At 61.8% G+C, this 24,561-nt stretch carries 24 protein-coding genes; 22 read left to right on the top strand and 2 right to left on the bottom strand.

Features of this window, described 5'->3' with window-relative positions:
* The first annotated feature begins 31 nt into the window (after window positions 1-31).
* The 4 genes from acnA (at window position 32) to ACYP2Q_RS06265 (ending at window position 5,878) form a co-directional block, all read left to right on the top strand.
* Window positions 32-2,773, top strand: coding sequence for an aconitate hydratase AcnA (gene acnA / locus ACYP2Q_RS06280; protein ID WP_459729716.1), 2,742 nt, complete (start codon window positions 32-34; stop codon window positions 2,771-2,773).
* 222 nt (window positions 2,774-2,995) lie between these two features.
* Complete coding sequence (locus ACYP2Q_RS06275; protein ID WP_459729715.1) at window positions 2,996-3,259, top strand: hypothetical protein; 264 nt, start codon at window positions 2,996-2,998, stop codon at window positions 3,257-3,259.
* 161 nt (window positions 3,260-3,420) lie between these two features.
* The gene (locus ACYP2Q_RS06270; RefSeq protein ID WP_459730084.1) at window positions 3,421-4,209 is read left to right on the top strand and encodes a CPBP family intramembrane glutamic endopeptidase; all 789 of its coding nucleotides are present in this window, start codon (window positions 3,421-3,423) and stop codon (window positions 4,207-4,209) included.
* 103 nt (window positions 4,210-4,312) lie between these two features.
* The gene (locus ACYP2Q_RS06265) at window positions 4,313-5,878 is read left to right on the top strand and encodes a methyl-accepting chemotaxis protein (protein ID WP_459729714.1); all 1,566 of its coding nucleotides are present in this window, start codon (window positions 4,313-4,315) and stop codon (window positions 5,876-5,878) included.
* A gap of 185 nt (window positions 5,879-6,063) precedes the next feature.
* On the opposite strand, the gene ACYP2Q_RS06260 is transcribed toward ACYP2Q_RS06265, so the two are convergent.
* Complete coding sequence (locus ACYP2Q_RS06260) at window positions 6,064-6,741, bottom strand: alpha/beta family hydrolase (RefSeq protein WP_459729713.1); 678 nt, start codon at window positions 6,739-6,741, stop codon at window positions 6,064-6,066.
* Between the two features lie 81 nt (window positions 6,742-6,822).
* Here ACYP2Q_RS06260 and ccoN (ACYP2Q_RS06255) point away from each other — a divergent pair, with 81 nt between their 5' ends.
* The 18 genes from ccoN (ACYP2Q_RS06255) to ACYP2Q_RS06170 all read left to right on the top strand — a co-directional run bounded on the left by ccoN (ACYP2Q_RS06255) (window position 6,823) and on the right by ACYP2Q_RS06170 (window position 23,229).
* Window positions 6,823-8,247, top strand: coding sequence for a cytochrome-c oxidase, cbb3-type subunit I (ccoN, locus tag ACYP2Q_RS06255; protein WP_459729712.1), 1,425 nt, complete (start codon window positions 6,823-6,825; stop codon window positions 8,245-8,247).
* A gap of 10 nt (window positions 8,248-8,257) precedes the next feature.
* Window positions 8,258-8,866: a cytochrome-c oxidase, cbb3-type subunit II gene (gene ccoO, locus ACYP2Q_RS06250; protein ID WP_459729711.1), complete on the top strand. Its 609-nt coding sequence runs from the start codon at window positions 8,258-8,260 to the stop codon at window positions 8,864-8,866.
* 3 nt (window positions 8,867-8,869) lie between these two features.
* On the top strand, window positions 8,870-9,067 hold the full coding sequence (locus ACYP2Q_RS06245; protein ID WP_323627763.1) for a cbb3-type cytochrome oxidase subunit 3: 198 nt from the start codon (window positions 8,870-8,872) through the stop codon (window positions 9,065-9,067).
* The gene (gene ccoP / locus ACYP2Q_RS06240; protein WP_459729710.1) at window positions 9,064-10,014 is read left to right on the top strand and encodes a cytochrome-c oxidase, cbb3-type subunit III; all 951 of its coding nucleotides are present in this window, start codon (window positions 9,064-9,066) and stop codon (window positions 10,012-10,014) included. Before ACYP2Q_RS06245 ends, ccoP (ACYP2Q_RS06240) begins: the two co-directional genes overlap by 4 nt.
* 485 nt (window positions 10,015-10,499) lie before the next feature.
* On the top strand, window positions 10,500-11,942 hold the full coding sequence (gene ccoN / locus ACYP2Q_RS06235; RefSeq protein ID WP_459729708.1) for a cytochrome-c oxidase, cbb3-type subunit I: 1,443 nt from the start codon (window positions 10,500-10,502) through the stop codon (window positions 11,940-11,942).
* Window positions 11,942-12,550: a cytochrome-c oxidase, cbb3-type subunit II gene (gene ccoO / locus ACYP2Q_RS06230; RefSeq protein WP_459729707.1), complete on the top strand. Its 609-nt coding sequence runs from the start codon at window positions 11,942-11,944 to the stop codon at window positions 12,548-12,550. Before ccoN (ACYP2Q_RS06235) ends, ccoO (ACYP2Q_RS06230) begins: the two co-directional genes overlap by 1 nt.
* A gap of 5 nt (window positions 12,551-12,555) precedes the next feature.
* Complete coding sequence (locus ACYP2Q_RS06225) at window positions 12,556-12,741, top strand: CcoQ/FixQ family Cbb3-type cytochrome c oxidase assembly chaperone (protein WP_032831505.1); 186 nt, start codon at window positions 12,556-12,558, stop codon at window positions 12,739-12,741.
* Complete coding sequence (gene ccoP, locus ACYP2Q_RS06220; RefSeq protein WP_459729706.1) at window positions 12,738-13,721, top strand: cytochrome-c oxidase, cbb3-type subunit III; 984 nt, start codon at window positions 12,738-12,740, stop codon at window positions 13,719-13,721. Before ACYP2Q_RS06225 ends, ccoP (ACYP2Q_RS06220) begins: the two co-directional genes overlap by 4 nt.
* 161 nt (window positions 13,722-13,882) lie before the next feature.
* Window positions 13,883-14,137, top strand: coding sequence for a type II toxin-antitoxin system Phd/YefM family antitoxin (locus ACYP2Q_RS06215; RefSeq protein WP_459730083.1), 255 nt, complete (start codon window positions 13,883-13,885; stop codon window positions 14,135-14,137).
* On the top strand, window positions 14,137-14,547 hold the full coding sequence (locus ACYP2Q_RS06210) for a PIN domain-containing protein (protein ID WP_459729705.1): 411 nt from the start codon (window positions 14,137-14,139) through the stop codon (window positions 14,545-14,547). The genes ACYP2Q_RS06215 and ACYP2Q_RS06210 overlap by 1 nt, the downstream gene beginning before the upstream one ends.
* Before the next feature lie 205 nt (window positions 14,548-14,752).
* Window positions 14,753-16,168, top strand: a complete 1,416-nt coding sequence (gene ccoG / locus ACYP2Q_RS06205) for a cytochrome c oxidase accessory protein CcoG (protein ID WP_459729704.1) — start codon at window positions 14,753-14,755, stop codon at window positions 16,166-16,168.
* Between the two features lie 11 nt (window positions 16,169-16,179).
* Window positions 16,180-16,719 carry a FixH family protein gene (locus ACYP2Q_RS06200; RefSeq protein ID WP_459729703.1) on the top strand — a complete coding sequence of 180 codons (540 nt, stop codon included), beginning with the start codon at window positions 16,180-16,182 and terminating at the stop codon, window positions 16,717-16,719.
* A gap of 112 nt (window positions 16,720-16,831) precedes the next feature.
* The gene (locus tag ACYP2Q_RS06195) at window positions 16,832-19,282 is read left to right on the top strand and encodes a heavy metal translocating P-type ATPase (protein WP_459729702.1); all 2,451 of its coding nucleotides are present in this window, start codon (window positions 16,832-16,834) and stop codon (window positions 19,280-19,282) included.
* Between the two features lie 22 nt (window positions 19,283-19,304).
* Window positions 19,305-19,523, top strand: coding sequence for a cbb3-type cytochrome oxidase assembly protein CcoS (ccoS, locus tag ACYP2Q_RS06190; RefSeq protein WP_008057874.1), 219 nt, complete (start codon window positions 19,305-19,307; stop codon window positions 19,521-19,523).
* Window positions 19,516-20,199 carry a sulfite exporter TauE/SafE family protein gene (locus tag ACYP2Q_RS06185; protein ID WP_459729700.1) on the top strand — a complete coding sequence of 228 codons (684 nt, stop codon included), beginning with the start codon at window positions 19,516-19,518 and terminating at the stop codon, window positions 20,197-20,199. The genes ccoS and ACYP2Q_RS06185 overlap by 8 nt, the downstream gene beginning before the upstream one ends.
* A gap of 194 nt (window positions 20,200-20,393) precedes the next feature.
* The gene (hemN, locus tag ACYP2Q_RS06180) at window positions 20,394-21,776 is read left to right on the top strand and encodes an oxygen-independent coproporphyrinogen III oxidase (RefSeq protein WP_459730082.1); all 1,383 of its coding nucleotides are present in this window, start codon (window positions 20,394-20,396) and stop codon (window positions 21,774-21,776) included.
* 92 nt (window positions 21,777-21,868) lie between these two features.
* Complete coding sequence (gene fnr / locus ACYP2Q_RS06175; protein ID WP_459729699.1) at window positions 21,869-22,603, top strand: fumarate/nitrate reduction transcriptional regulator Fnr; 735 nt, start codon at window positions 21,869-21,871, stop codon at window positions 22,601-22,603.
* 77 nt (window positions 22,604-22,680) lie between these two features.
* On the top strand, window positions 22,681-23,229 hold the full coding sequence (locus tag ACYP2Q_RS06170; protein ID WP_459729698.1) for an adenine phosphoribosyltransferase: 549 nt from the start codon (window positions 22,681-22,683) through the stop codon (window positions 23,227-23,229).
* 118 nt (window positions 23,230-23,347) lie between these two features.
* Here the strand turns inward: ACYP2Q_RS06170 and ACYP2Q_RS06165 are convergent, their stop codons facing one another.
* The gene (locus tag ACYP2Q_RS06165) at window positions 23,348-24,496 is read right to left on the bottom strand and encodes an acyl-CoA dehydrogenase family protein (RefSeq protein WP_459729697.1); all 1,149 of its coding nucleotides are present in this window, start codon (window positions 24,494-24,496) and stop codon (window positions 23,348-23,350) included.
* Window positions 24,497-24,561: the final 65 nt, after the last annotated feature.

Raw genomic sequence — 24,561 nt, 5'->3', positions numbered from 1 at the left:
GTAGCCGTGCGGACTCAAAGGAGTGACCGTAATGCCGTCCCTCGATAGCCTGAAGACCCTTAAAACCCTGCAAGTCGACGACAAGACCTACCACTATTACAGCCTGCCGGAGGCCGCCAAGAGCCTGGGCGACCTCGACGCGCTGCCCATGTCGCTCAAGGTGCTGCTGGAAAACCTGCTGCGCTGGGAAGACGCCAAGACCGTCACCAGCGCCGACCTCAAGGCCATTGCCGCCTGGCTCAAGGAGCGCCGCTCCGACCGCGAAATCCAGTACCGCCCGGCGCGGGTGCTGATGCAGGACTTCACCGGCGTGCCCGCCGTGGTCGACCTGGCCGCCATGCGTGCGGCGATGGCCAAGGCCGGCGGCGACCCGCAGCGCATCAACCCGCTGTCGCCGGTGGACCTGGTGATCGACCACTCGGTGATGGTCGACAAATTTGCCACCAGCAGCGCCTTCGAACAGAACGTCGACATCGAGATGCAGCGCAACGGCGAGCGATACGCCTTCCTGCGCTGGGGCCAGAGCGCCTTCGACAACTTCAGCGTGGTGCCACCGGGCACCGGCATCTGCCATCAGGTCAACCTAGAATACCTGGGCCGCACCGTCTGGACCAAGGACGAAGACGACCGCACCTACGCCTTCCCCGACACCCTGGTCGGCACCGACTCCCACACCACCATGATCAACGGCCTCGGCGTACTCGGCTGGGGCGTCGGCGGGATCGAAGCCGAAGCGGCGATGCTCGGTCAACCGGTATCGATGCTGATTCCCGAAGTGATCGGCTTCAAGCTCACCGGCAAACTCAAGGAAGGCATCACCGCCACCGACCTGGTGCTGACCGTCACCCAAATGCTGCGCAAGAAAGGCGTGGTCGGCAAATTCGTCGAGTTCTACGGCGACGGCCTGGCCGACCTGCCCCTGGCCGACCGCGCGACCATCGCCAACATGGCGCCGGAGTACGGCGCCACTTGCGGCTTCTTCCCGGTGGACGACGTAACCCTGAGCTACCTGCGCCTGTCCGGCCGACCCGACGCCACGGTCAAGCTGGTCGAGGCCTACAGCAAGGCCCAGGGCCTGTGGCGCCTGCCGGGCAAGGAACCGCACTTCACCGACAGCCTGGCCCTGGACCTGGCCAGCGTCGAAGCCAGCCTCGCCGGCCCCAAGCGCCCGCAAGACCGCGTCTCGCTGCCGAACGTCGCGCAAGCGTTCAGCGACTTCATCGGCTTGCAACTCAAACCCACCAGCAAGGAAGAAGGCCGCCTGGAAAGCGAAGGCGGCGGCGGTGTGGCGGTGGGCAATGCGGACATGGCCGGCGAAGTGGATTATGAATTCGAAGGCCAGACCATTCGCCTGAAAAACGGCGCGGTGGTAATCGCCGCCATCACCTCCTGCACCAACACCTCCAACCCGAGCGTGATGATGGCGGCCGGGCTGCTGGCGAAAAAAGCCGTGGAGAAAGGCCTGCGCCGCAAACCCTGGGTAAAAAGCTCGCTGGCCCCAGGCTCCAAAGTGGTCACCGACTACTACAAGGCGGCCGACCTGACGCAGTACCTCGACGCCCTGGGTTTTGCCCTGGTCGGTTATGGCTGCACCACCTGCATCGGCAACTCCGGCCCCCTGCCGGAGCCCATCGAAAAAGCCATCCAGAAGGCCGACCTGACCGTGGCCTCGGTGCTGTCGGGCAACCGCAACTTCGAAGGCCGGGTCCATCCGCTGGTGAAAACCAACTGGCTGGCCTCCCCGCCGCTGGTGGTCGCCTACGCCCTGGCCGGCACCGTGCGCATCGACCTCAGCCGCGAACCCCTGGGCGAAGACCAGAACGGCCAGCCGGTGTACCTGCGCGACATCTGGCCCAGCAGCCAGGAAATCGCCGAGGCGGTCGAACGGGTCAACACCGCCATGTTCCACAAGGAATACGCCGAAGTGTTCGCCGGCGACGAACAATGGCAAGCCATCGAAGTGCCGCAAGCCGCCACCTACGTCTGGCAGGACGACTCGACCTACATCCAGCATCCGCCCTTCTTCGACGACATCGGCGGCCCGCCACCGGTGGTCAAGGACGTCAGCGGCGCGCGCATCCTCGCCCTGCTCGGCGACTCGGTGACCACGGACCACATCTCCCCCGCCGGCAACATCAAGGCCGACAGCCCGGCAGGCCAGTACCTGCGGGAAAAAGGCGTGGAACCGCGCGACTTCAACTCCTACGGCTCACGCCGCGGCAACCACCAGGTGATGATGCGCGGCACCTTCGCCAACATCCGCATTCGCAACGAAATGCTCCACGGCGAAGAAGGCGGCAACACCTACTACATCCCCACCGGCGAAAAACTGCCAATCTACGACGCCGCCATGCGCTACCAGGCCTCCGGCACCCCGCTGGTAGTCATCGCCGGCCAGGAATACGGCACCGGCTCCAGCCGCGACTGGGCCGCCAAGGGCACCAACCTGCTGGGCATCAAGGCCGTCATCGCCGAAAGCTTCGAACGCATCCACCGCTCCAACCTGGTGGGCATGGGCGTGCTGCCACTGCAGTTCAAGCTCGACCAGAACCGCAAGAGCCTGAACCTGACCGGCCGCGAAACCCTGGACATCCTCGGCCTGACCGGCGTCGAACTGACCCCGCGGATGAACCTGACCCTGGTCATCACCCGCGAAAACGGCAACCGGGAAAAAATCGAAGTGCTGTGCCGGATTGATACGCTCAATGAGGTGGAGTACTTCAAGGCGGGGGGGATCTTGCATTACGTGCTGCGGCAATTGATTGCGTCGTAACCGCGTGACTAAAAGTGTTGATGCTTCAAGCGCCGTCACCTCGGTACCGGCGCCTGAAGCCCCTTACGACCCGCCCCCAAATTGGATGGCCTGATATTTCAACCGAAAACTACTTGGGACCCAGTGATAACGCATAAGCTCAAGAAATGGAAACCCCTGCCGATAGTCAGGGCAATACGCTGTGATAGGGTATTTTAAAATTTGTCGTTACGGGTTTAGCGTATGAAAGAGATTTATCTATTGATCGAGCACGGCATTGATCAAGGCGAGGTGTATGTTCTTGGTTGGTTCGATGACAAGAAAAGGGCGAAGGAAATCGCCGAGGAAAAAGAGTGGGAGGCTTATCGCGAAAGCTTGAAAACAGGGCACGCCTGGTCAAGCCACAAGCCGCTGGCGCCAGACCAGACTGAATACCGTCGATTCTGGATCAAAGAGGTTTCCAGGTTTGATCGAGTTCCTGTCCCAAGGTCCTCTGCCGTTCATTGAATCTCGACCCTGTGCTGATGCTCCCCGGCACGACCTTTGGTTCCGATAGTTTATCTCCCTGATTTCGAATGTATTCAGGCCCCTGTGGGAGCTGGCTTGCCAGCGATGACGGCCGCCCGGTTGACGAATCTGCCAAAAGCCGCCAAAACAAGGAGCCGTTCATGCTCGTATTGCCCTGGCCGTACCTGACACTCCTGTCTGCCGGGTACGTCCTGGCGCTCACCTATGGTCAACTGACCGTTCATGCGAGCACTGTTTTCATCCTCTTGCTGCTCGCCGGCTTTGCCGTCCGGCAACAACGCTTTCACTACGGTCAATACCTCGGCCATGCCCTGTTCATTTTCCTGAGCCTCACCCTTGCCCTCCATTGGTGGCCGGGGTTTTACAACGCCAGGATAATCGACCAGGTTCGTTTTACCGAGAACGCCGCCCCCTTTTCAATGAACCTCAATCTGGACAAACCGCTGATCGGTTTCTGGCTACTACTCGTTTGCCCATGGATCGTCGGTCGACACTCGCTCGCTCAAATTGTAAAGGCGAGCGCTTTGGCGTTGAGCATGACCGCATTTGTCACGCTAGCGGCCGCCTGGTTGCTGGGCATCGTGGAGTGGTCACCAAAATGGCCGGCGCAAGCATGGCTGTGGCTCAATAACAACCTCCTGCTGGTGACGCTGGTGGAGGAAGCCATGTTTCGCGGCTACCTGCAAGGCGGCCTGAGCCGGCGCTTCGCCCACCTGCCCCACGGCGAGCACTTTGCCCTGCTGGTCGCTTCGCTGCTGTTCGGGCTCGCGCATTGGGGCGCCGGCTGGGAATGGGTAGTGCTGGCTAGTCTGGCGGGCATGGGCTATGGACTGGCGTATCGCTTCGGCGGCCTGGCGGCCGCCATCGCCACCCACTTTGGTTTGAACCTGCTGCACTTCGGATTGTTCACGTACCCGATGACCGGCTGACGCGAGGGTCATTTTGCGACGTGCCATTGATTATCGAAAAATAATTTCAACAAATCGCTAATGAGGCCGATACAGCACTTAGAGCCTTGCGGATTAAATAGCCATGCGTAACAACCAGCCAATTACACAACGCGAACGGACCTTCCCGGCCCAGCAACGGTTGATCTCCACCACCGATGCCAAGGGCATGATCACCTACTGCAACGACGCTTTCGTCGAGATCAGCGGATTTTCTCGTGAGGAACTGATCCGTGCGCCGCATAACCTGGTCCGTCACCCCGACGTGCCGGCCGCGGTGTTCGCGCACATGTGGGCGACACTCAAACAAGGCTTGCCATGGATGGGCATTGTCAAGAATCGCTGCAAGAACGGTGACCACTATTGGGTTAACGCCTATGTGACACCGATCTTCGAAGGCAATCAGGTGATCGGTTACGAGTCGGTGCGGGTCAAACCCACCGCGGAACAGATTCGCCGTGCCGAAGCGCTCTACCAACGCATCAACCAGGGCAAGTCGGCCATCCCTTCGACCGATAAATGGTTGCCGGTCCTGCAGGACTGGCTGCCCTTCATTCTGGTCAGCCAGTTGAGCTTCATGATCGGCGCTTCGCTGAACTCGCAGTGGGGCTTTGCCCTGGCAGCCGGTCTGTCGGTGCCGTTGGGCCTGCTGGGCCTGAGCTGGCAGCAACGCGGCCTCAAGCGCTTGCTACGCCTGGCCGAGCAAACCACGTCGGACCCGCTGATCGCGCAGATGTACACCGACAGCCGCGGCGCCCAGGCACGCCTGGAGATGTCGATCCTCAGCCAGGAAGCGCGCCTGAAAACCTGCCTGACCCGTCTGCAGGACACTGCCGAGCACCTGACCGACCAGGCCAAACAGTCCGACGCCCTGGCACACGACAGCTCCAGCGGCCTGGAACGCCAGCGCGTGGAAACCGAACAGGTGGCCACCGCCGTCAACCAGATGGCCGCCACCACCCAGGAAGTCGCCAGCCACGTGCAGCGCACCGCCGACGCCACCCAGCAAGCCAATCGCCTGACCGGCCGCGGCCGCGACATCGCCGGGGAAACCCGCGAAGCCATTCAGCGCCTGTCGGTGGTGGTGGGGGAAACCGGTGCGACCGTGACCCAACTGGCCAAGGACAGCAACGAAATCGGCGGCGTGGTCGACGTGATCAAGGGCATCGCCGACCAGACCAACCTGCTGGCACTGAACGCGGCCATCGAAGCGGCGCGTGCCGGCGAGATGGGGCGTGGTTTTGCGGTGGTCGCTGACGAAGTGCGCCAACTGGCCCAACGCACCAGCGAATCCACCGGGCAGATCCACGCCCTGATCGCCAAGCTCCAGCAAACCGCCGGCACCGCGGTGCAGACCATGGAAGCCGGGCATCGCCAGGCTGAAGAAGGCGTGGCGCGCGTGCTGGAAGCGGACCAGGCCCTGGTGGGGATCAGCGAGGCGGTGGCCAACATCACCGACATGACCACCCAGATCGCCGCCGCGACCGAAGAACAAAGCGCCGTGGCCGAAGAAATCAGCCGCAACATCAGCAACATTTCGGCACTGGCGGACCAGACCTCGGAACAGGCGCAGAACTCGGCGTTGTTGAGTGAAGAGCTGACCAAGACGGCCAACACGCAATACTCGTTGGTGGAGCGGTTCAACCGCTGATTGATGCTGGAAAAACAAAACCCGGATTGCGAGAGCTTTCGGGTTTTTTGTTGCCCCTGTGAAAGTGATGTTGCCTGACAGGGCCTCATCGCTGGCAAGCCAGCTCCTACAGGGGTCTGCGTTGCACAACAAAACCTGTAGGAGCTGGCTTGCCAGCGAAGAGGCCATGGCTGCTGGCGGGAATCTCACCGAAGAAATTCAGCCACCCGGCTCGCCGCCGCCGCCAAATGCTGCTCATGGGTAAACCCCGAAGCCTTCAACGGCTTCAAATCATGATCCCCTGCCGCCAACCAAAAAACCTCGATACTCGGCGATAACGCATACCCCTCCACCGCCTCCCGATTGCCCAACGCATCCCGCTCCCCTTGCACAATCAACGTTCGCGTCTTCAATCCAGCCAAATGCTCGACCCGTGGTTTCTCCGGTTTGCCCACCGCGTAAAACGGATAGCCCAGGCACACCAGCGAGTCCGCGCCCAGCTCATCAGCGAGCAAACTGGCCATGCGCCCGCCCATGGACTTGCCGCCAATGGCCAGCGGCCCAGTGACATGACGTCGCACTTCGCCGTACACCTCCCGCCAGCACTCCTGCAGTTTTGCCGCAGGATTGGGCGGGCGTTTGCTGCCATCGAGCCGACGTTGCGCCATGTAGGGAAACTCGAAGCGCAGCACGTTGACGCCGTGGACGGCAAGGCGTTGAGCCATGTCGCTCATCCAGTCGCTGTTCATCGGCGCGCCTGCGCCGTGAGCCAGGATCAGGGTCGCCGAGGCCTTGCCCGAAGCCGCATCCCACAGCCATCCATGTTCGTGCACGCACTTCGCCCATTGATCCCCGTCAATACCGGCCTTGTGCCCTTTGTCCATGCTTGCCTCGCTTTTAGTCTGCCTATAACTCCGGCCGAAGGGTGCGCTGGCACACTTGGGCTGAACCGTGGATGGGGAACCATGAACACTTCTATCAGTACCGCCTACAACTATAAGGTGGTCCGCCAATTCGCCATTATGACGGTGGTATGGGGCATCGTCGGCATGGGGCTCGGGGTTTTTCTCGCTGCCCAGTTGGTCTGGCCCGAACTCAACTTCAATTTGCCCTGGACCAGCTTCGGTCGCCTGCGCCCGTTGCACACCAACGCGGTGATCTTCGCCTTCGGCGGCTGCGCCCTGTTCGCCAGTTCGTTCTATTCGGTGCAACGCACCTGCCAGGCCAAGCTGTTTGCGCCGAAAATCGCAGCGTTCTGTTTCTGGGGCTGGCAGCTGGTGATCCTGCTGGCGGCCATCAGCCTGCCGCTGGGCTACACCAGTTCCAAGGAATACGCCGAGCTGGAATGGCCGATCGACATCCTGATCACCATCGTCTGGGTCGCCTACGCCGTGGTGTTCTTCGGCACCATCATGCAGCGCAAGACCAAGCACGTCTACGTCGGTAACTGGTTCTTCGGTGCGTTCATCGTCACCGTGGCGATCTTGCACATCGTCAACAACATGGAGTTGCCAGTCAGCTTCACCAAGTCGTACTCGCTGTACTCCGGCGCCACCGACGCGATGGTGCAATGGTGGTACGGCCACAACGCCGTGGGCTTTTTCCTCACCGCCGGTTTCCTCGGGATGATGTATTACTTCGTGCCGAAACAGGCCGAGCGCCCGGTGTATTCCTATCGCCTGTCGATCGTGCACTTCTGGGCGCTGATCACCCTGTACATCTGGGCGGGGCCCCACCACCTGCACTACACCGCGCTGCCGGACTGGGCGCAGTCGCTGGGCATGGTGATGTCGCTGATCCTGCTGGCACCGAGCTGGGGCGGGATGATCAACGGCATGATGACCCTGTCGGGCGCCTGGCATAAGTTGCGCAGCGATCCGATCCTGCGCTTCCTGGTGGTGTCGCTGGCGTTCTACGGCATGTCGACCTTCGAAGGGCCGATGATGGCGATCAAGACGGTCAACGCCCTCTCCCACTACACCGACTGGACCATCGGCCACGTTCACGCCGGCGCGCTCGGCTGGGTAGCGATGATTTCCATCGGCGCGCTGTACCACATGATCCCGAAAATCTTCGGTCGCGCGCAGATGCACAGCATCGGCCTGATCAACGCGCACTTCTGGCTCGCCACCATTGGCACCGTGCTGTACATCGCCTCGATGTGGGTCAACGGCATCGCCCAGGGCCTGATGTGGCGTGCGGTGAACGAGGACGGCACGCTGACCTACTCCTTCGTCGAAACCCTGGTGGCCAGCCACCCTGGCTTCGTCGTGCGGCTGGTGGGCGGGGCGATCTTCCTCAGCGGCATGTTGCTGATGGCCTACAACACCTGGCGCACCGTGCGGGCCTCGCAGCCTGCCGAAGCCGCCGCTGCCGCGCAGATGGCCTGAGGAGTCCGCCATGAAACACGAAACTATCGAGAAAAACGTCGGCCTGTTGCTGCTGCTGATGATCCTGGCCGTGAGCATCGGCGGCCTGACCCAGATCGTCCCGCTGTTCTTCCAGGATGTGACCAACAAACCGGTGGAAGGCATGAAGCCCTACACCGCACTTCAGCTGGAAGGCCGCGACATCTATATCCGCGAAGGCTGTGTCGGCTGCCATTCGCAGATGATCCGCCCGTTTCGCGCCGAGACCGAACGCTATGGGCACTACTCGGTGGCCGGCGAAAGCGTCTGGGATCACCCGTTTCTCTGGGGCTCGAAACGCACCGGCCCGGACCTGGCCCGGGTGGGTGCGCGGTACTCCGATGACTGGCACCGCGCGCACTTGTACAACCCACGCAACGTGGTGCCGGAATCGAAGATGCCGGCCTACCCGTGGCTGGTAGCCAACGCGGTCGACAGTGGCCACACCGAAACCAAGCTCAAGACCATGCGCACCCTGGGCGTGCCCTACACCGACGACGACATCGCAAGCGCGGCCGAGTCGCTCAAGGGCAAGTCCGAGATGGACGCACTGGTCGCCTACCTGCAAGTGCTGGGCACTGCGATCAAGAGCAAGAGGTGAGCCATGGTCGTTGAAATGAGCACTGGAATGATCCGCGGCCTGGGCACGGTCGTGGTGTTCGTGGCCTTCGTCGGCCTGACGCTGTGGGTGTTCAACGGCAAGCGCAGCGCGCAATTCGCCGAAGCGCGCCTGCTGCCGTTCGCCGATGAGCCACACCCCGAGATCCCCGAAGAATCCGCCACAAGGAGCACCCGGCCATGACCACTTTCTGGAGTACGTGGATCTGCGTACTGACCATCGGCAGCCTGATCGGCCTGACCTGGCTGCTGATCGGCACCCGCAAGGGCGAAACCAAGGGCAGTGTCGACCAGACCATGGGCCACAGCTTCGACGGCATCGAGGAGTACGACAACCCGTTGCCGCAATGGTGGTTCATGCTGTTCGCCGGCACCCTGGTGTTCGCCGTCGGTTACCTGATCCTCTATCCCGGCCTGGGCAACTGGAAAGGCATCCTGCCCGGCTACGCCAACGGCTGGACCGGCGTGCATGAGTGGGAAAAGGAGATGGACCGCGCGGACGCCCGATTCGGGCCGATCTTCGCCAAATTCGCCGCCATGCCGGTGGAGGAAGTGGCCAGGGACCCGCAAGCGCTGAAAATGGGTGGCCGCCTGTTCGCCTCCAACTGCTCGGTGTGCCACGGCTCGGATGCCAAGGGCGCGTACGGCTTCCCCAACCTGGCGGACAGCGACTGGCGCTGGGGCGGCGACGCCGACACCATCAAGACCACCATCCTGGGTGGACGCATGGCGGCGATGCCGGCCTGGGGTGAAATCCTCGGCGAAGCGGGAGTGAAGAACGTCGCCGCCTATGTCCGCCACGAACTGGCCGGGTTGCCCTTGTCGGCGGACAGCAAGGTTGACCTGCAAGCCGGACAACAAGCCTTCAGCAGCACCTGCACCGCCTGTCACGGGGCCAACGGCCAGGGCACCGCAACCATGGGCGCGCCGAACCTGACGCACCCGGCGGGTTTTATCTACGGCACTGGCCTGACCCAGCTCGAGCAGACCATCCGCCACGGTCGCCAGGGCCACATGCCGGCGCAGAACGAGTTGCTCGGCAACGATAAAGTACAGTTGCTTGCAGCTTATGTGTACAGCCTGTCGCATGGATTGAATACAGAAAACCTGCAAGTCGAAGGCAAAAAGTAATAGTTCGCAATCCCCCTACTGCCGCATTCTTTCGGATGCGGTAGTTCCCCGCCCCTTTGCGACCCATTGTCGCACCCTCTCCAACCTCACCTTTCGTATCCCCGGATTCGGGTCTACGCTTGGTCGATGCGGACTGGCCCGTGCCGGTTCCAGGTCTTGCTTGCGCGATGTGTTCACCGAATCGGCTGATTGAAAGGCCGCAAAGGCAGGTAGATACCGGCTGTCGTGCCAAATGCCGTCGGTCGGCCGACCAGGCCTTTTCAACACACCCCGTTACAAGGGACCTGAACCCCCTCGCATTTTCCGTTCCCTGCGACATTTTGTCCGAGGCCAATTTTGACCCTACGCGGCGCATGGAAAGGCCGCAGAATCAGCATTTGAACGCATTGACCCAGGTCATGGCGCGTTGCAATGACCCCCTGCTTTCTACATACTTGCGGCCGATTTTTAATCCTAATAAAACACCCAAACCGTGGAACCTTAGAATGAGCACAGCAATCAGTCCGACTGCTTATAACTATAAGGTAGTCCGCCAGTTCGCCATCATGACGGTGGTCTGGGGGATCCTTGGCATGGGGCTCGGTGTCTTCATCGCCTCGCAACTGGTCTGGCCGGAATTGAACTTCGGTCTGCCCTGGACGAGCTTTGGACGCCTGCGCCCGTTGCACACCAACCTGGTGATTTTCGCCTTCGGTGGTTGTGCACTGTTTGCCACTTCCTATTACGTCGTGCAGCGAACCTGCCAAACGCGACTGATTTCCGACAGCCTCGCGGCCTTCACCTTCTGGGGTTGGCAAGCGGTGATCGTCGGCGCCATCGTTACCTTGCCGCTGGGTTACACCACCACCAAGGAATACGCTGAGCTGGAATGGCCCCTGGCTATTCTGCTGGCCATCGTCTGGGTCACCTACGGTCTGGTGTTCTTCGGCACCATCGTCAAGCGCAAGACCAAGCACATCTATGTGGGCAACTGGTTCTACGGCGCCTTCATCGTCGTGACCGCAATGCTGCACATCGTCAACCACATGTCGCTGCCGGTCAGCCTGTTCAAGTCCTATTCGGCCTACTCGGGCGCGACTGACGCGATGATCCAGTGGTGGTACGGCCACAACGCCGTAGGTTTCTTCCTGACCACGGGCTTCCTGGGGATGATGTACTACTTCGTGCCGAAACAGGCCGAGCGTCCGATCTACTCCTATCGCCTGTCCATCGTGCACTTCTGGGCGCTGATCACCCTCTACATCTGGGCCGGCCCGCACCACCTGCACTACACCGCACTGCCAGACTGGGCCCAGTCCCTGGGCATGGCCATGTCGATCATCCTGCTGGCGCCAAGCTGGGGCGGCATGATCAACGGCATGATGACCCTGTCGGGCGCCTGGCATAAGCTGCGCACCGACCCGATCCTGCGGTTCCTGGTGGTGTCCCTGGCGTTCTACGGCATGTCGACCTTCGAAGGTCCGATGATGGCGATCAAGACCGTCAACTCGCTGTCGCACTACACCGACTGGACCATCGGCCACGTACACGCCGGCGCGCTCGGCTGGGTCGCGATGATCTCGATCGGCGCGATCTACCACATGATCCCGAAACTGTTCGGTCGCGTGCAGATGCACAGCATCGGCCTGATCAACACGCACTTCTGGCTCGCGACCATCGGTACCGTGCTGTACATCGCTTCGATGTGGGTAAACGGCATCACCCAGGGCCTGATGTGGCGTGCAATCAACGACGACGGCACCCTCACCTACTCGTTCGTCGAAGCACTGCAGGCCAGCCACCCTGGCTTCATCGTGCGTGCCCTGGGCGGTGCGTTCTTCGCCACCGGCATGCTGTTCATGGCCTACAACGTATGGCGTACCGTACGTGCCTCGAACCCGGCAGAAGCTGAAGCTGCCGAACAGATTGCTGTAGTTGGAGCTCACTGATGAAGCATGAAGCAGTCGAGAAGAACATTGGCCTGCTGGCCTTCTTCATGGTTATCGCCGTCAGTGTCGGCGGCCTGACCCAGATCGTTCCGCTGTTTTTCCAGGATGTCACCAACAAGCCGGTCGAGGGCATGAAGCCCCGCCCAGCCCTTGAACTGGAAGGCCGCGACGTCTACATCGCCAACGGTTGCGTCAGCTGCCACTCGCAGATGATCCGCCCGTTCCGTGCTGAAACCGAACGTTACGGCCACTACTCGGTCGCCGGTGAAAGCGTGTGGGACCACCCGTTCCTGTGGGGTTCCAAGCGTACCGGTCCGGACCTGGCCCGTGTCGGTGGTCGGTACTCCGATGACTGGCAGCGTGCGCACTTGTACAACCCGCGCAACGTGGTGCCTGAGTCGAAAATGCCGGCCTACCCGTTCCTCGTGGAAAACAAGCTCGACGGCAAGGACACCGCCAAGAAAATGGAAGTCTTGCGTACGCTCGGCGTTCCCTACACCGACGAAGACATCGCCGGTGCACAGGATGCTGTGAAGGGCAAAACCGAAATGGACGCGCTGGTGGCCTATCTGCAAGGCCTGGGCACCATCATCAAAAGCAAACGGTGATCTAAATGGATATCGGGATGATTCGTGGCCTGGGCACCGTAGTCGTGATGGTGGCCTTCGTCGGTCTGGCGTTGTGGGTATTCAGCCCCAAGCGCAAGTCGGAGTTCGAAGACGCTACCTTGCTGCCTTTCGCGGATGATCCCGAAGCCATCAAGCACGTCGAGCAAGCTTCTAGGAGTAACAAAGAATGACTACATTCTGGAGTCTGTATGTCACAGTCCTCAGTCTCGGTACGATCTTTTCCCTGACCTGGCTGTTGCTGTCGACCCGCAAGGGCCAGCGCACCGAGGCGACCGAAGAGACGGTTGGCCACTCCTTCGACGGGATCGAGGAGTACGACAACCCCCTGCCGAAATGGTGGTTCATGCTGTTCGTGGGCACCATCATCTTCGCCCTGGGTTACCTGGTGCTGTACCCGGGCCTGGGCAACTGGAAAGGCCTGCTGCCGGGTTACAACTACCTGGATAACGAGAAGCAGACCGCGTTCGCCAACGGCCAGACCGGCTGGACCGGCGTTCATGAGTGGGAAAAGGAAATGGCCCGGTCGGACGCCAAGTTCGGGCCGATCTTCGCCAAATTCGCTTCCATGCCGATCGAAGAAGTGGCCAAGGATCCACAGGCGCTGAAAATGGGCGGCCGCCTGTTCGCTTCCAACTGCTCGGTCTGCCACGGTTCCGACGCCAAGGGCGCCTATGGCTTCCCTAACCTGACCGACGCCGACTGGCGCTGGGGCGGCGAAGCGCAAACCATCAAGACCACCATCATGGGTGGCCGTCACGCAGTGATGCCGGCGTGGGCTGAAGTGATCGGCGAGCAAGGCGTTGCGGACGTTGCCGCGTTCGTCCTGACCAACCTCGACGGCCGCAAGCTGCCGGAAGGCACCAAGGCCGACCCGGTTGCCGGGCAGAAACTGTTCGCGGCCAACTGCGTGGCGTGCCACGGTCCGGAAGGTAAAGGCACCCCCGCGATGGGCGCGCCCAACCTGACCCACCCGGCCGCGTTCATCTACGGTTCGAGCTTCGCGCAACTGCAGCAGACCATCCGTTACGGCCGTCAGGGCCAGATGCCTGCGCAAGAGCAGATGCAGGGCAACGACAAGGTTCACCTGCTGGCCGCGTACGTCTACAGCCTGTCGCATGGCGAGAAGGCCCCGGCGGAAGATGCCCAGTAAGGCAAACGCTTGATGCAACAAATGAGGCCCCGTCATCTGACGGGGCCTTTTTTTATCTGTCGAACAATGACCGGCGGTCGAGCGTTCGTACGACGACGTTGCGGGACACGCAAGTAGGTAGTAACGTTGCTACATCAGAACATTCAGGAGGCGCAGGCATGATGGCCATCACCACTATTTCCAGCCGTGAATTCAACCAGGACACAAGTGGTGCCAAAAAAGCCACGCTTGAGGGGCCGGTTTTCATCACTGACCGAGGCAAACCGGCGCATGTACTGCTAAGCATTGAGGACTACCAAAAACTGACCGGCACCAGCGCCGATATCGTCGAACTGTTGGTCATGCCGGAAGCGGCAGACATCGAGTTCGAAACCGAGCGTGCCGTGATCACTCACCGCCCCGTGGATTTGTCCTGATGTATCTACTCGACACCAATGTGATTTCCGAGCTGCGCAAACCCCAGGCTGACGCCAATGTCGTCGCCTGGGCCAAAAGCATCATCGCACCGCGCATGTTCATTTCAGCCATTACCTTGAAAGAACTGGAGACCGGGGTCCTGCGCATGGAGCGTCGCGATCCCGCCCAGGGAAAGGTCTTGCGCACCTGGCTCAAGCGCCACGTCCTTCCCGCTTTCGATGCCCGGATCCTGCCGATCGATGCCGCCGTGGCGCTTCGCTGCGCCAGGTTGCACGTTCCGGATTGCGCCAACGAAGCAGACTCCCTGATTGCCGCGACGGCACTGGTCCATGGGTTGACCGTGGTCACCCGCAACGTCAGCGACTTTGAATCCAGTGGTGTGCAGTTGATCAACCCATGGACCGATTGAGCGCTGACAGTCACAAAACCGTCCATAATTCTCAAGTCAATTGATTCAAGTCATTACACCATCGATTAAATTCTCCCAACGTGACCAAAGGTCGCACCCTTGAGCTAGAGCGACAGGCGTATCATTGGGCCACTGCGACACCTCTTTTTGACCGCGGTCGGCACGTACTGACCGAGGCATTTTTCCACTGCCGTGGGATGCAATGATGAGCAACCAGATTCCGGTACACGACGTCACCCCGCCCGCCAAGAACGCGAACAACAGCGTCGACCTCTACGCCTCCAGGGAAAAAATCTACACCCGCGCCTTCACCGGCCTGTTTCGCAATTTGCGCATGGCGGGCGGCGCTTTCCTGTTCCTGTTGTATTTCGGTACGGTGTGGCTCAACTGGGGCGGGCACCAGGCCGTCTGGTGGAACCTGCCGGAGCGCAAGTTCTTCATCTTCGGTGCCACCTTCTGGCCACAGGATTTCATCCTGCTGTCCGGCATGCTGATCATCGCCGCCTTCGGCCTGTTCTTCATCACGGTGTACGCCGGCCGGGTCTGGTGCGGCTACACCTGCCCGCAAAGCGTGTGGACCTGGATCTTCATGTGGTGCGAAAAGGTCACCGAGGGCGACCGCAACCAGCGCATCAAGCTCGACAAGGCGCCGATGAGCGCCAACAAGTTCCTGCGCAAATTCAGCAAGCACGCTCTGTGGCTGCTGATCGGATTCGTGACCGGCATGACCTTCGTCGGCTACTTCTCGCCGATTCGCGAACTGGTGATTGAGTTCTTCACGGGCCAGGCGGATGGCTGGTCGTATTTCTGGGTCGGTTTCTTCACCCTCGCCACTTACGGCAATGCCGGCTGGCTGCGTGAGCAGGTGTGTATCTACATGTGCCCGTACGCACGTTTCCAGAGCGTGATGTTCGACAAGGACACGCTGATCGTCTCCTACGACCCGCGCCGTGGCGAAAGCCGTGGCCCGCGCAAGAAAGGCATCGACTACAAGGCCCAGGGCCTGGGCGACTGCATCGATTGCACCATGTGCGTCCAGGTCTGCCCGACCGGGATCGACATCCGCGACGGCCTGCAGATCGAGTGCATTGGCTGCGCCGCATGCATCGATGCCTGCGACGCGATCATGGACAAGATGGAGTACCCGCGCGGCCTGATCAGCTACACCACCGAGCACAACCTGTCCGGGCAGAAAACCCATAAACTGCGCCCGCGCCTGATTGGCTATGCCGTGGTGCTGATGGCGATGATCGGCGTGCTGGTGACCGCGTTCTTCATGCGTTCGCTGGTCGGTTTCGACGTCAGCAAGGACCGCGTGCTGTACCGTGAAAACGCTGAAGGCCGGATCGAGAACGTCTACAGCCTGAAGATCATGAACAAGGACCAGCGCGACCACAGCTATGTGCTCGAGGCCACCGGCCTGCCGGACCTCAAGCTGCAAGGCCGGCGCGAGATCAAGGTGGCGGCTGGCGACATCATCAGCCAGCCGGTCGAACTGTCGGTGGCGCCGGAACAATTGCCGTCGAGCACCAACGAGGTGAAATTCATCCTCAAGGACGCCGACGATGCCAGCATCCACGTTGAAGCCAAGAGCCGATTCATCGGCCCACAAAATCGTTGAGAGAAGTGATCATGCCCGCAGCAACTGCCGCAAGTCCCTGGTACAAGCACCTTTGGCCGTGGATCATCATCGGGATCCTGGCCTGCTCGGTGACCCTGACCTTGTCCATGGTGACCATCGCGGTGAAGAACCCGGACAACCTGGTCAACGACAACTACTACGAGGCCGGCAAAGGCATCAACCGTTCGCTGGACCGTGAACTGCTGGCGCAGACCCTGCTGATGCGTGCCAGCATTCATCTGGATGACGTGACCGGTGAAGTCGACCTGCGCCTGAGTGGCAACAGCCAGCCTGCGACGCTTGAACTGAACCTGATTTCGCCGACGCAACCGGAGAAGGACCGCAAGATCACCCTCACCCGCAGCGACACCGAAACGGGCCGCTACATCGGCCAGTTGAGCGACAAGATCGAAGGCCGCCGCTTCATCGAATTGCTCGGCAGCCAGGACGACCACATCTGGCGCATGTTCGAGGAAGAACTGGTCAACCACGACAAGGCGCTGCTGCTGGGTGACGAGCCGCTGCAAGGCGCGGAAGACCTGAAGAAATAGAAAGCTGCGCTTCGCGCATCGCTGGCAAGCCAGCTCCTACAGGATCGCGTGACTCCTGTAGGAGCTGGCTTGCCAGCGATGGGGCTCTCCCGGACGATATAGATTCCAGCTCATGAGTACTCCTACCCCCTGCTACCACTGCGCCCTGCCCGTCCCGCCCGGCAGTCGCTACACCGCCATCGTGCTCGGGGAGTCACGGGAATTCTGCTGCCCGGGCTGCCAGGCCGTGGCCGAGGCCATCGTCGCCGGTGGGCTGGAAATCTATTACCAGCATCGCAGCGAAACCTCCGCCAACCCCGAAGCGCTGCCTGTGCAATTGGTCGATGAACTGGCGCTGTACGACCGCGTCGACGTGCAGCAGCCCTTCGTTCGCCACGAAGGTGAACTGGCTGAAACCACGCTGCTGATCGAAGGCATCAGTTGCGCCGCCTGTGGCTGGCTGATCGAGAAACACCTGCGCACCTTGCCCGCCGTTGCCGAAGCTCGGCTGAACCTGTCCAACCATCGCCTGCATGTACGCTGGGCGGACGCGCAATTGCCACTGAGCCGAGTGCTCGCCGAGCTGCGCCACATCGGCTACGCCGCCCATCCCTACCAGGCCGACCGCGCCAGCGAACAACTGGCCAGCGAAAACCGCCGGGCCCTGCGCCAACTCGGCGTGGCCGGGCTGCTGTGGTTCCAGGCAATGATGGCGACCATGGCCACCTGGCCGGAATTCAACATCGACCTCAGTCCCGAGCTGCACACCATCCTGCGCTGGGTCGCGCTGTTCCTGACCACGCCGATCGTGTTCTACAGCTGTGCGCCGTTCTTCAAGGGCGCCATGCGCGATCTGCGCACCCGGCACCTGACCATGGACGTGTCGGTTTCGCTGGCCATTGGCAGCGCCTACATCGCCGGGATCTGGACCTCGATCACCGGGGTCGGCGAGCTGTATTTCGATGCGGTCGGCATGTTTGCGCTGTTTCTGCTGGCCGGGCGCTACCTGGAACGGCGCGCCCGGGAACGCACCGCCGCCGCGACCGCGCAGCTCGTCAACCTGCTTCCCGCTTCATGCCTGCGCCTGGGTGGCGACGGCCAGAGCGAGCGCATCCTGCTCAGCGAACTGCGGGTTGGCGATCAGGTGTTGGTGCATCCCGGGGCGATCCTGCCGGCCGACGGCAAGATCCTCGACGGTCGGTCGAGCATCGACGAATCGCTGCTGACCGGCGAATACCTGCCGCAACCACGCACCCCGGGCGATGCCGTCACCGCCGGCACCCTGAATGTGGAAGGCCCGTTGACCGTCGAAGTCCTGGCCCTCGGCCAGGACACCCGCCTCTCTGCCATCGTGCGCTTGCTCGACCGTGCCCAGGCGGAAAAACCGCGCCTGGCGGAAATCGCCGATCGCGCCGCGCAGTGGTTCCTGCTGCTGTCGTTGATCGCCGCCGCCGCCATCGGCCTGCTGTGGTGGGAGCTGGACCCTTCGCGGGCGTTCTGGATCGTGCTGGCGATGCTGGTCGCGACCTGCCCCTGCGCCCTGTCCCTGGCGACGCCCACCGCCCTCACCGCCGCCACCGGCACCCTGCACAAGCTGGGATTGTTGTTGACCCGCGGGCATGTGCTGGAAGGCCTGAACCAGATCGACACGGTGATTTTCGACAAGACCGGCACCCTCACCGAAGGTCGCCTGGCGCTGCGTTCGATCCGCCCCCTCGGCGCCCTCGACAGCGATCAGTGCCTAAGTCTCGCCGCGGCCCTGGAGAACCGCTCCGAACACCCGATTGCCCGCGCTTTCGGACGCGCGCCGCTCGCCGCCGAGGACGTTCACAGCACGCCGGGGCTTGGCCTCGAAGGGCGGGTTGGCGTTCAACGCCTGCGCATCGGCCAGCCCGGTTTTGTCTGCGCACTCAGCGGCGCTGCCGTGCCAACCATTCCGGACGAAGCCGGTCAATGGCTGCTGCTCGGCGATAGCCAGGGGCCGCTGGCGTGGCTGGTGCTCGACGACCGTCTGCGCGCCGATGCCCCCGCCCTGCTGGCGGCCTGCAAGGCACGCGGCTGGCGTACCTTGTTGCTGTCGGGCGACAGCTCGCCGATGGTCGCCAGTGTCGCGGCTGAACTGGGTATCGATGAGGCTCGCGGCGGCTTGCGCCCGGACGACAAGCTGCAGGTCCTGCAACAACTGCACAAGGAAGGCCGCAAGGTGCTGATGCTCGGTGACGGGGTCAACGATGTGCCGGTACTGGCCGCCGCCGATATCAGCGTGGCCATGGGCTCGGCCACGGACCTGGCGAAAACCAGCGCCGATGCGGTGCTGCTGTCCAACCGCCTCGATGCCCTGGTACAAGCCTTCAGCCTGGCGCGACGCACCCGTCGGGTGATCATCGAGAACTTGCTGTGGGCCGGGCTGTACAATGGCCTCATGTTGCCGTTCGCCGCCCTCGGCTGGATCACGCCAGTATGGGCCGCAGTCGGCATGTCGATCAGTTCGTTGACCGTGGTGCTCAACGCCCTGCGCCTGACTCGCCTGCCGAGCGCGCCGGCTGCCCGCACCACGCCAGCAACCCGCCCGCTGCCGGCCTGAGCCGCGCGGGCATGGAGTCCAGATGCCAGCTCTCTACGTGATGATTCCGGCCGCGCTGTTGATCGTGGCCATCGCCGTCTACATTTTTTTCTGGGCGGTCGACAGCGGTCAGTACGACGACCTTGACGGCCCGGCCCACAGCATCCTGTTCGACGACCAGGACCCGAACCACACCGCGGCAGTCGACGAGGCCAGCGGCCACCCGCCCAAACCCGACGACAAGGCGCCGCCCCATGCTTGAATTGGCGCCCCTGCTGGTATCGGCGCTCATCCTCGGCCTGCTCGGTGGCGGGCATTGCCTGGGCATGTGCGGCGGCCTGATGGGCGCATTGACGCTAGCCATCCCCAAGGAACAACGCAGTCGACGCTTTCGCCTGCTGCTGGCCTACAACCTGGGGCGCATTCTCAGCTACGCCACCGCCGGCCTGCTGATCGGCCTGGCCGGCTGGGCGGTGGCCAACAGCCCGGCAGCGATGTTCATGCGTGTGCTCGCCGGCCTGCTGCTGATCGCCATGGGCCTGTACCTGGCCGGCTGGTGGAGCGGGCTGACGCGCATCGAAAGCCTCGGTCGCGGCCTGTGGCGACATATCCAGCCGGTGGCCAACCGCCTGCTGCCGGTGTCGAGCCTGCCCCGAGCACTGCTGTTGGGCGCGCTCTGGGGCTGGCTGCCGTGCGGCCTGGTCTACAGCACCTTGCTGTGGTCGGCCAGCCAGGGCAATGCGCTGGACAGTGCGCTGTTGATGCTGGCGTTTGGGCTGGGCACCTGGCCGGTATTGCTTGCCACCGGGTTGGCGGCCGAGCGGGTGACGGCGTTGTTGCGTAAACGCAGCGTGCGCATGGCGGGTGGGTTGTTGGTGATGTTGTTTGGGGTCTGGACGCTGCCGGGGCCGCATCAGCATTGGCTCATGGGGCATTGATCCGCGGCGCGCCCTTCGCGAGCAAGCCCGCTCCCACATTTTGAAATGCGTTCACCCTGTGGGAGCGGGCTTGCTCGCGAAGGGGCCCGCACAGACAACACAACTCCACACCCTTGACGCAAATCAAGATGCCCCACCACCCCGCCCCCTAGAATGGCCCACACTGCCAGCCTATCCGGGGGAATGCCCGCATGATGCTCGACGCCATTCGTTGGGACACCGATCTGATCCGCCGTTATGACCTGGCGGGACCGCGCTACACCTCCTACCCGACCGCCGTGCAATTCCACAGTCAGATCAGCCCCTTCGACCTGCTGCATGCCCTGCGCGACAGTCGCAAGGCCGTGCGTCCGTTGTCGCTGTATGTGCACGTGCCGTTCTGCGCGAACATTTGCTACTACTGCGCCTGCAACAAGGTGATCACCAAGGATCGCGGTCGCGCGCTGCCCTACCTGCAGCGCCTGGAACAGGAGATCCAGTTGATCGCCTGCCACCTCGACCCGATGCAAAAAGTCGAGCAACTGCACTTTGGCGGCGGCACACCGACCTTCCTCAGCCACGATGAACTGCGCCAGTTGATGGCGCACCTGCGCAAACACTTCAATCTACTGGACGACGATAGCGGCGACTACGGCATTGAAATCGACCCCCGCGAAGCTGACTGGTCAACCATGGGCCTGCTGCGCGAACTGGGTTTCAATCGGGTCAGCATCGGCCTGCAAGACCTTGACCCGGCCGTGCAACGCGCGGTCAACCGCCTGCAGAGCCTGGAGGAAACCCGCGCGGTGATCGACGCCGCCCGGACCCTGCAGTTTCGCTCGATCAACATCGACCTGATCTACGGACTGCCCAGACAGACCCCGGAGAATTTTGCCCGCACCGTCGACGAAGTCATCAGCCTGCAACCGGACCGACTCTCGGTGTTCAACTACGCGCACCTGCCGGAACGCTTCATGCCGCAACGGCGGATCAACAGCAACGAGCTGCCGACGCCGGCGCAAAAACTACAGATGCTGCAGGGCACCATCGAACAGCTGACCGCCGCCGGCTACCGCTACATCGGCATGGACCACTTCGCGCTGCCCGACGATGAACTGGCGATTGCCCAGGAAGAATCGACCCTGCAACGCAACTTCCAGGGCTATACCACCCACGGACATTGCGACTTGATTGGCCTCGGCGTGTCGGCCATCAGCCAGATCGGCGACCTTTACTGCCAGAACAGCAGCGACCTGAATCAGTATCAAAATACCCTGGCTTCGTCGCAGCTGGCCACCAGTCGTGGCCTGCTGTGCAATGCCGATGACCGTCTGCGCCGCGCCGTGATCCAGCAGCTGATCTGCAACTTCAGCCTGGAGTTCGCCAACATCGAACAAGCCTTCAACATCGATTTCCAAGGCTATTTCGCCGAACTTTGGCCGCAATTGCAGTGCATGGCCCAGGATGGCCTGATTGAGCTCGACAGCGAACGCATCACTGTGTTGCCGGCTGGCCGCCTGCTGGTGCGCTCGGTGTGCATGGTGTTCGATGCCTACCTTGCGCAACACAGTCACCAACGGTTTTCCCGAGTGATCTAGACCCTGCGACAAATCCGCCGCGTGCTGGCCTCAATGTCCTACAGTGGGTTACCCTTACGTCTTATGTGTGTTTTCCCACAAGGATTGAAGAAATGTCCGAGCCAGTAAAATTGCGCGCTCACACTCAGGCACATTGCAAGGATTGCAGTTTGGCCCCGCTGTGTTTGCCACTTTCTCTGAATCTGGAAGATATGGATGCGCTGGACGAAATCGTCAAACGGGGTCGCCCGCTGAAAAAGGGTGAGTTTCTGTTCCGCCAGGGTGACAAGTTCGACTCGGTCTACGCCGTGCGCTCCGGCGCCCTGAAGACGTTCAACCTGAGCGATGGCGGCGAAGAACAGCTCACCGGCTTCCACTTGCCGAGCGAGCTGGTCGGGCTGTCGGGCATGGACACCGAAAAGCATCCGGTGTCGGCGCAGGCGCTGGAAACCACTTCGGTGTGTGAAATCCCCTTCGAACGTCTCGATGAACTGGCCCTGCAACTGCCGCAGTTGCGCCGTCAGCTGATGCGCGTGATGAGCCGCGAGATTCGCGACGATCAGCAGATGATGTTGCTGCTGTCGAAAAAGACCGCCGACGAGCGGATCGCCACCTTCCTGGTCAACCTGTCCGCACGCTTCCGCGCCCGGGGCTTCTCGGCCAATCAGTTCCGCCTGAGCATGTCGCGCAACGAAATCGGCAACTACCTGGGCTTGGCGGTGGAAACCGTGTCGCGGGTGTTCACGCGCTTCCAGCAGAACGAACTGATCGCCGCCGAGGGCAAGGAAATCCGCATCCTCGACCCGATCCAGCTGTGCGCCCTGGCCGGTGGCTCCCTCGAAGTCTGATTCGGCCGATCGCGGCTGAGCGAAACGGTTCAGCCGCCGTTATACTGTGTCGTTTGCAGCCTGCCAGGACACCTTCGATGGTCTTCGACTCCTTCGACATCAAATCCCTCATCCGCCCCGTGATCGACTTTCCGAAGCCCGGCGTGATCTTTCGCGACATCACCCCGCTCTTCCAGTCGCCCACGGCCCTGCGCCTGGTGATGGACAGCTTCGCCCACCGCTATGTCGAGGCGGATTTCACCCACATTGGCGCGATGGATGCCCGGGGTTTCCTGATCGGTTCAGTGCTGGCCTATCAGCTGAACAAGCCGCTGGTGCTGTTTCGCAAGCAAGGCAAGTTGCCGGCCGACGCTCTGGCCGAAGGTTATGCGACTGAATACGGCGAAGCCTTTCTTGAAGTGCACGCCGACAGCCTGTGCGAAGGCGATTCGGTGGTAATGTTCGACGACCTGATCGCTACAGGCGGTACCCTGATTGCGGCAGCGAACCTGGTTCGGCGCATGGGTGCGCGGGTTCATGAAGCGGCGGCGATTATCGATTTGCCGGAGCTGGGTGGTTCGCAGCGCCTGGAAGACATGGGGATTGCGACGTTCTGCCTGACGCAGTTTGCCCTGACCGATAAATAAGTAGCGCCTGAAAGGGCCTCTTCGCTGGCAAGCCAGCTCCTACAAAAATTCGTGGACGACGCCTATCTCTGTAGGAGCTGGCTTGCCAGCGAAGGCGTCAGTCGCAACACCACAAGACTTAGAGCCCCATCTGCTTGCTGATGATCTCGTTCATCACTTCCCGCGTGCCCCCGCCAATCGAAAGAATCCGGTTATCCCGGTACAACCGTTCCACCAGGCTCTCGCGCATGTAGCCCAGGCCACCGAGGATCTGCACCGCATCGTGGGTGATCCGGTCCGCCGTATCGGTGGCAAAATTCTTGGCCATGGAAATCTCCTTGATCACGCTCTTGCCCGCCGCCATCTTCGCCGCTTGCCGGTAGGTGAATTCCCTTGAGACTTCCAGCACCGTGGCCATGTCCGCCAGGCGATGCTTGATCACCTGGAACTTGCCGATCGGTTTACCAAAGGCTTCACGCTCGCGCGCCCACTTGAGGCTCTCCTCCAGGGCCAGCTGCGCAGTCATGTTGGCCATCAATGCCAGGGCCAGGCGTTCGTTCTGGAAGTTGCCCATGATGCAGGCAAAGCCCATGTTTTCGCTGCCGATCAGGTTGCCTACAGGCACTGGGCAATCATCGAAGAACAGTTCGGCCGTGTCCGACGCCCACCAGCCCATTTTCTTCAATGGCCGTCCGACGGTGAAACCCGGGGTGCCCTTCTCGATCAACAACAGGCTGATGCCGGCGAAACCCGGCTCGCCGGTGCGCACCGCGACGGTGTAGAAATCCGCCCGGACACCGCTGGTAATGAAGGTTTTACTGCCGCTGACCCGGTAGAAGTCGCCATCACGCACGGCGCGGGTTTGCAGGTTGGCGACGTCGGAACCGCCGCCGGGTTCGGTGACCGCCAGGGCGCTGATTTTTTCGCCGGACAACACCTGTGGCACGACCCGGTCACGGACTTCAGGCCTGGACCACTTGAGAATCGGCGGCAAGCCGATGTCCAGCGACCCCAGCCCCGCCACCAGGCCACCGGAGCCACAGCGCATCAGCTCCTCACTGGCGGCGACCTTGGCGAACACATCGCCCTCGTGGCTGCCGCCCAGGCTCTGTGGATAACCGATGCCGAGGATGCCCGCCGCGCCGGCCTTCAGATAGAGTTCACGGGGGAAGTTTTCGGCTTCTTCCCATTGGTCGATGTCCGGAAGAATCTCGCGCTCGACGAAGCGTCTGACGCTGTCGCGAACCATTTGGTGGCTGGGGTCGAAGTATTCCTCGAAGGCAGGCATCGGCGAACTCCACTGAAGGGTTCAGCGAAGTTAACCGAGCGCTTGCTTGGCTTTCAACAGGAATG

This window comes from Pseudomonas sp. MHK4, assembly GCF_054600775.1.
This window is presented reverse-complemented; position numbering and strand designations above follow the sequence as displayed.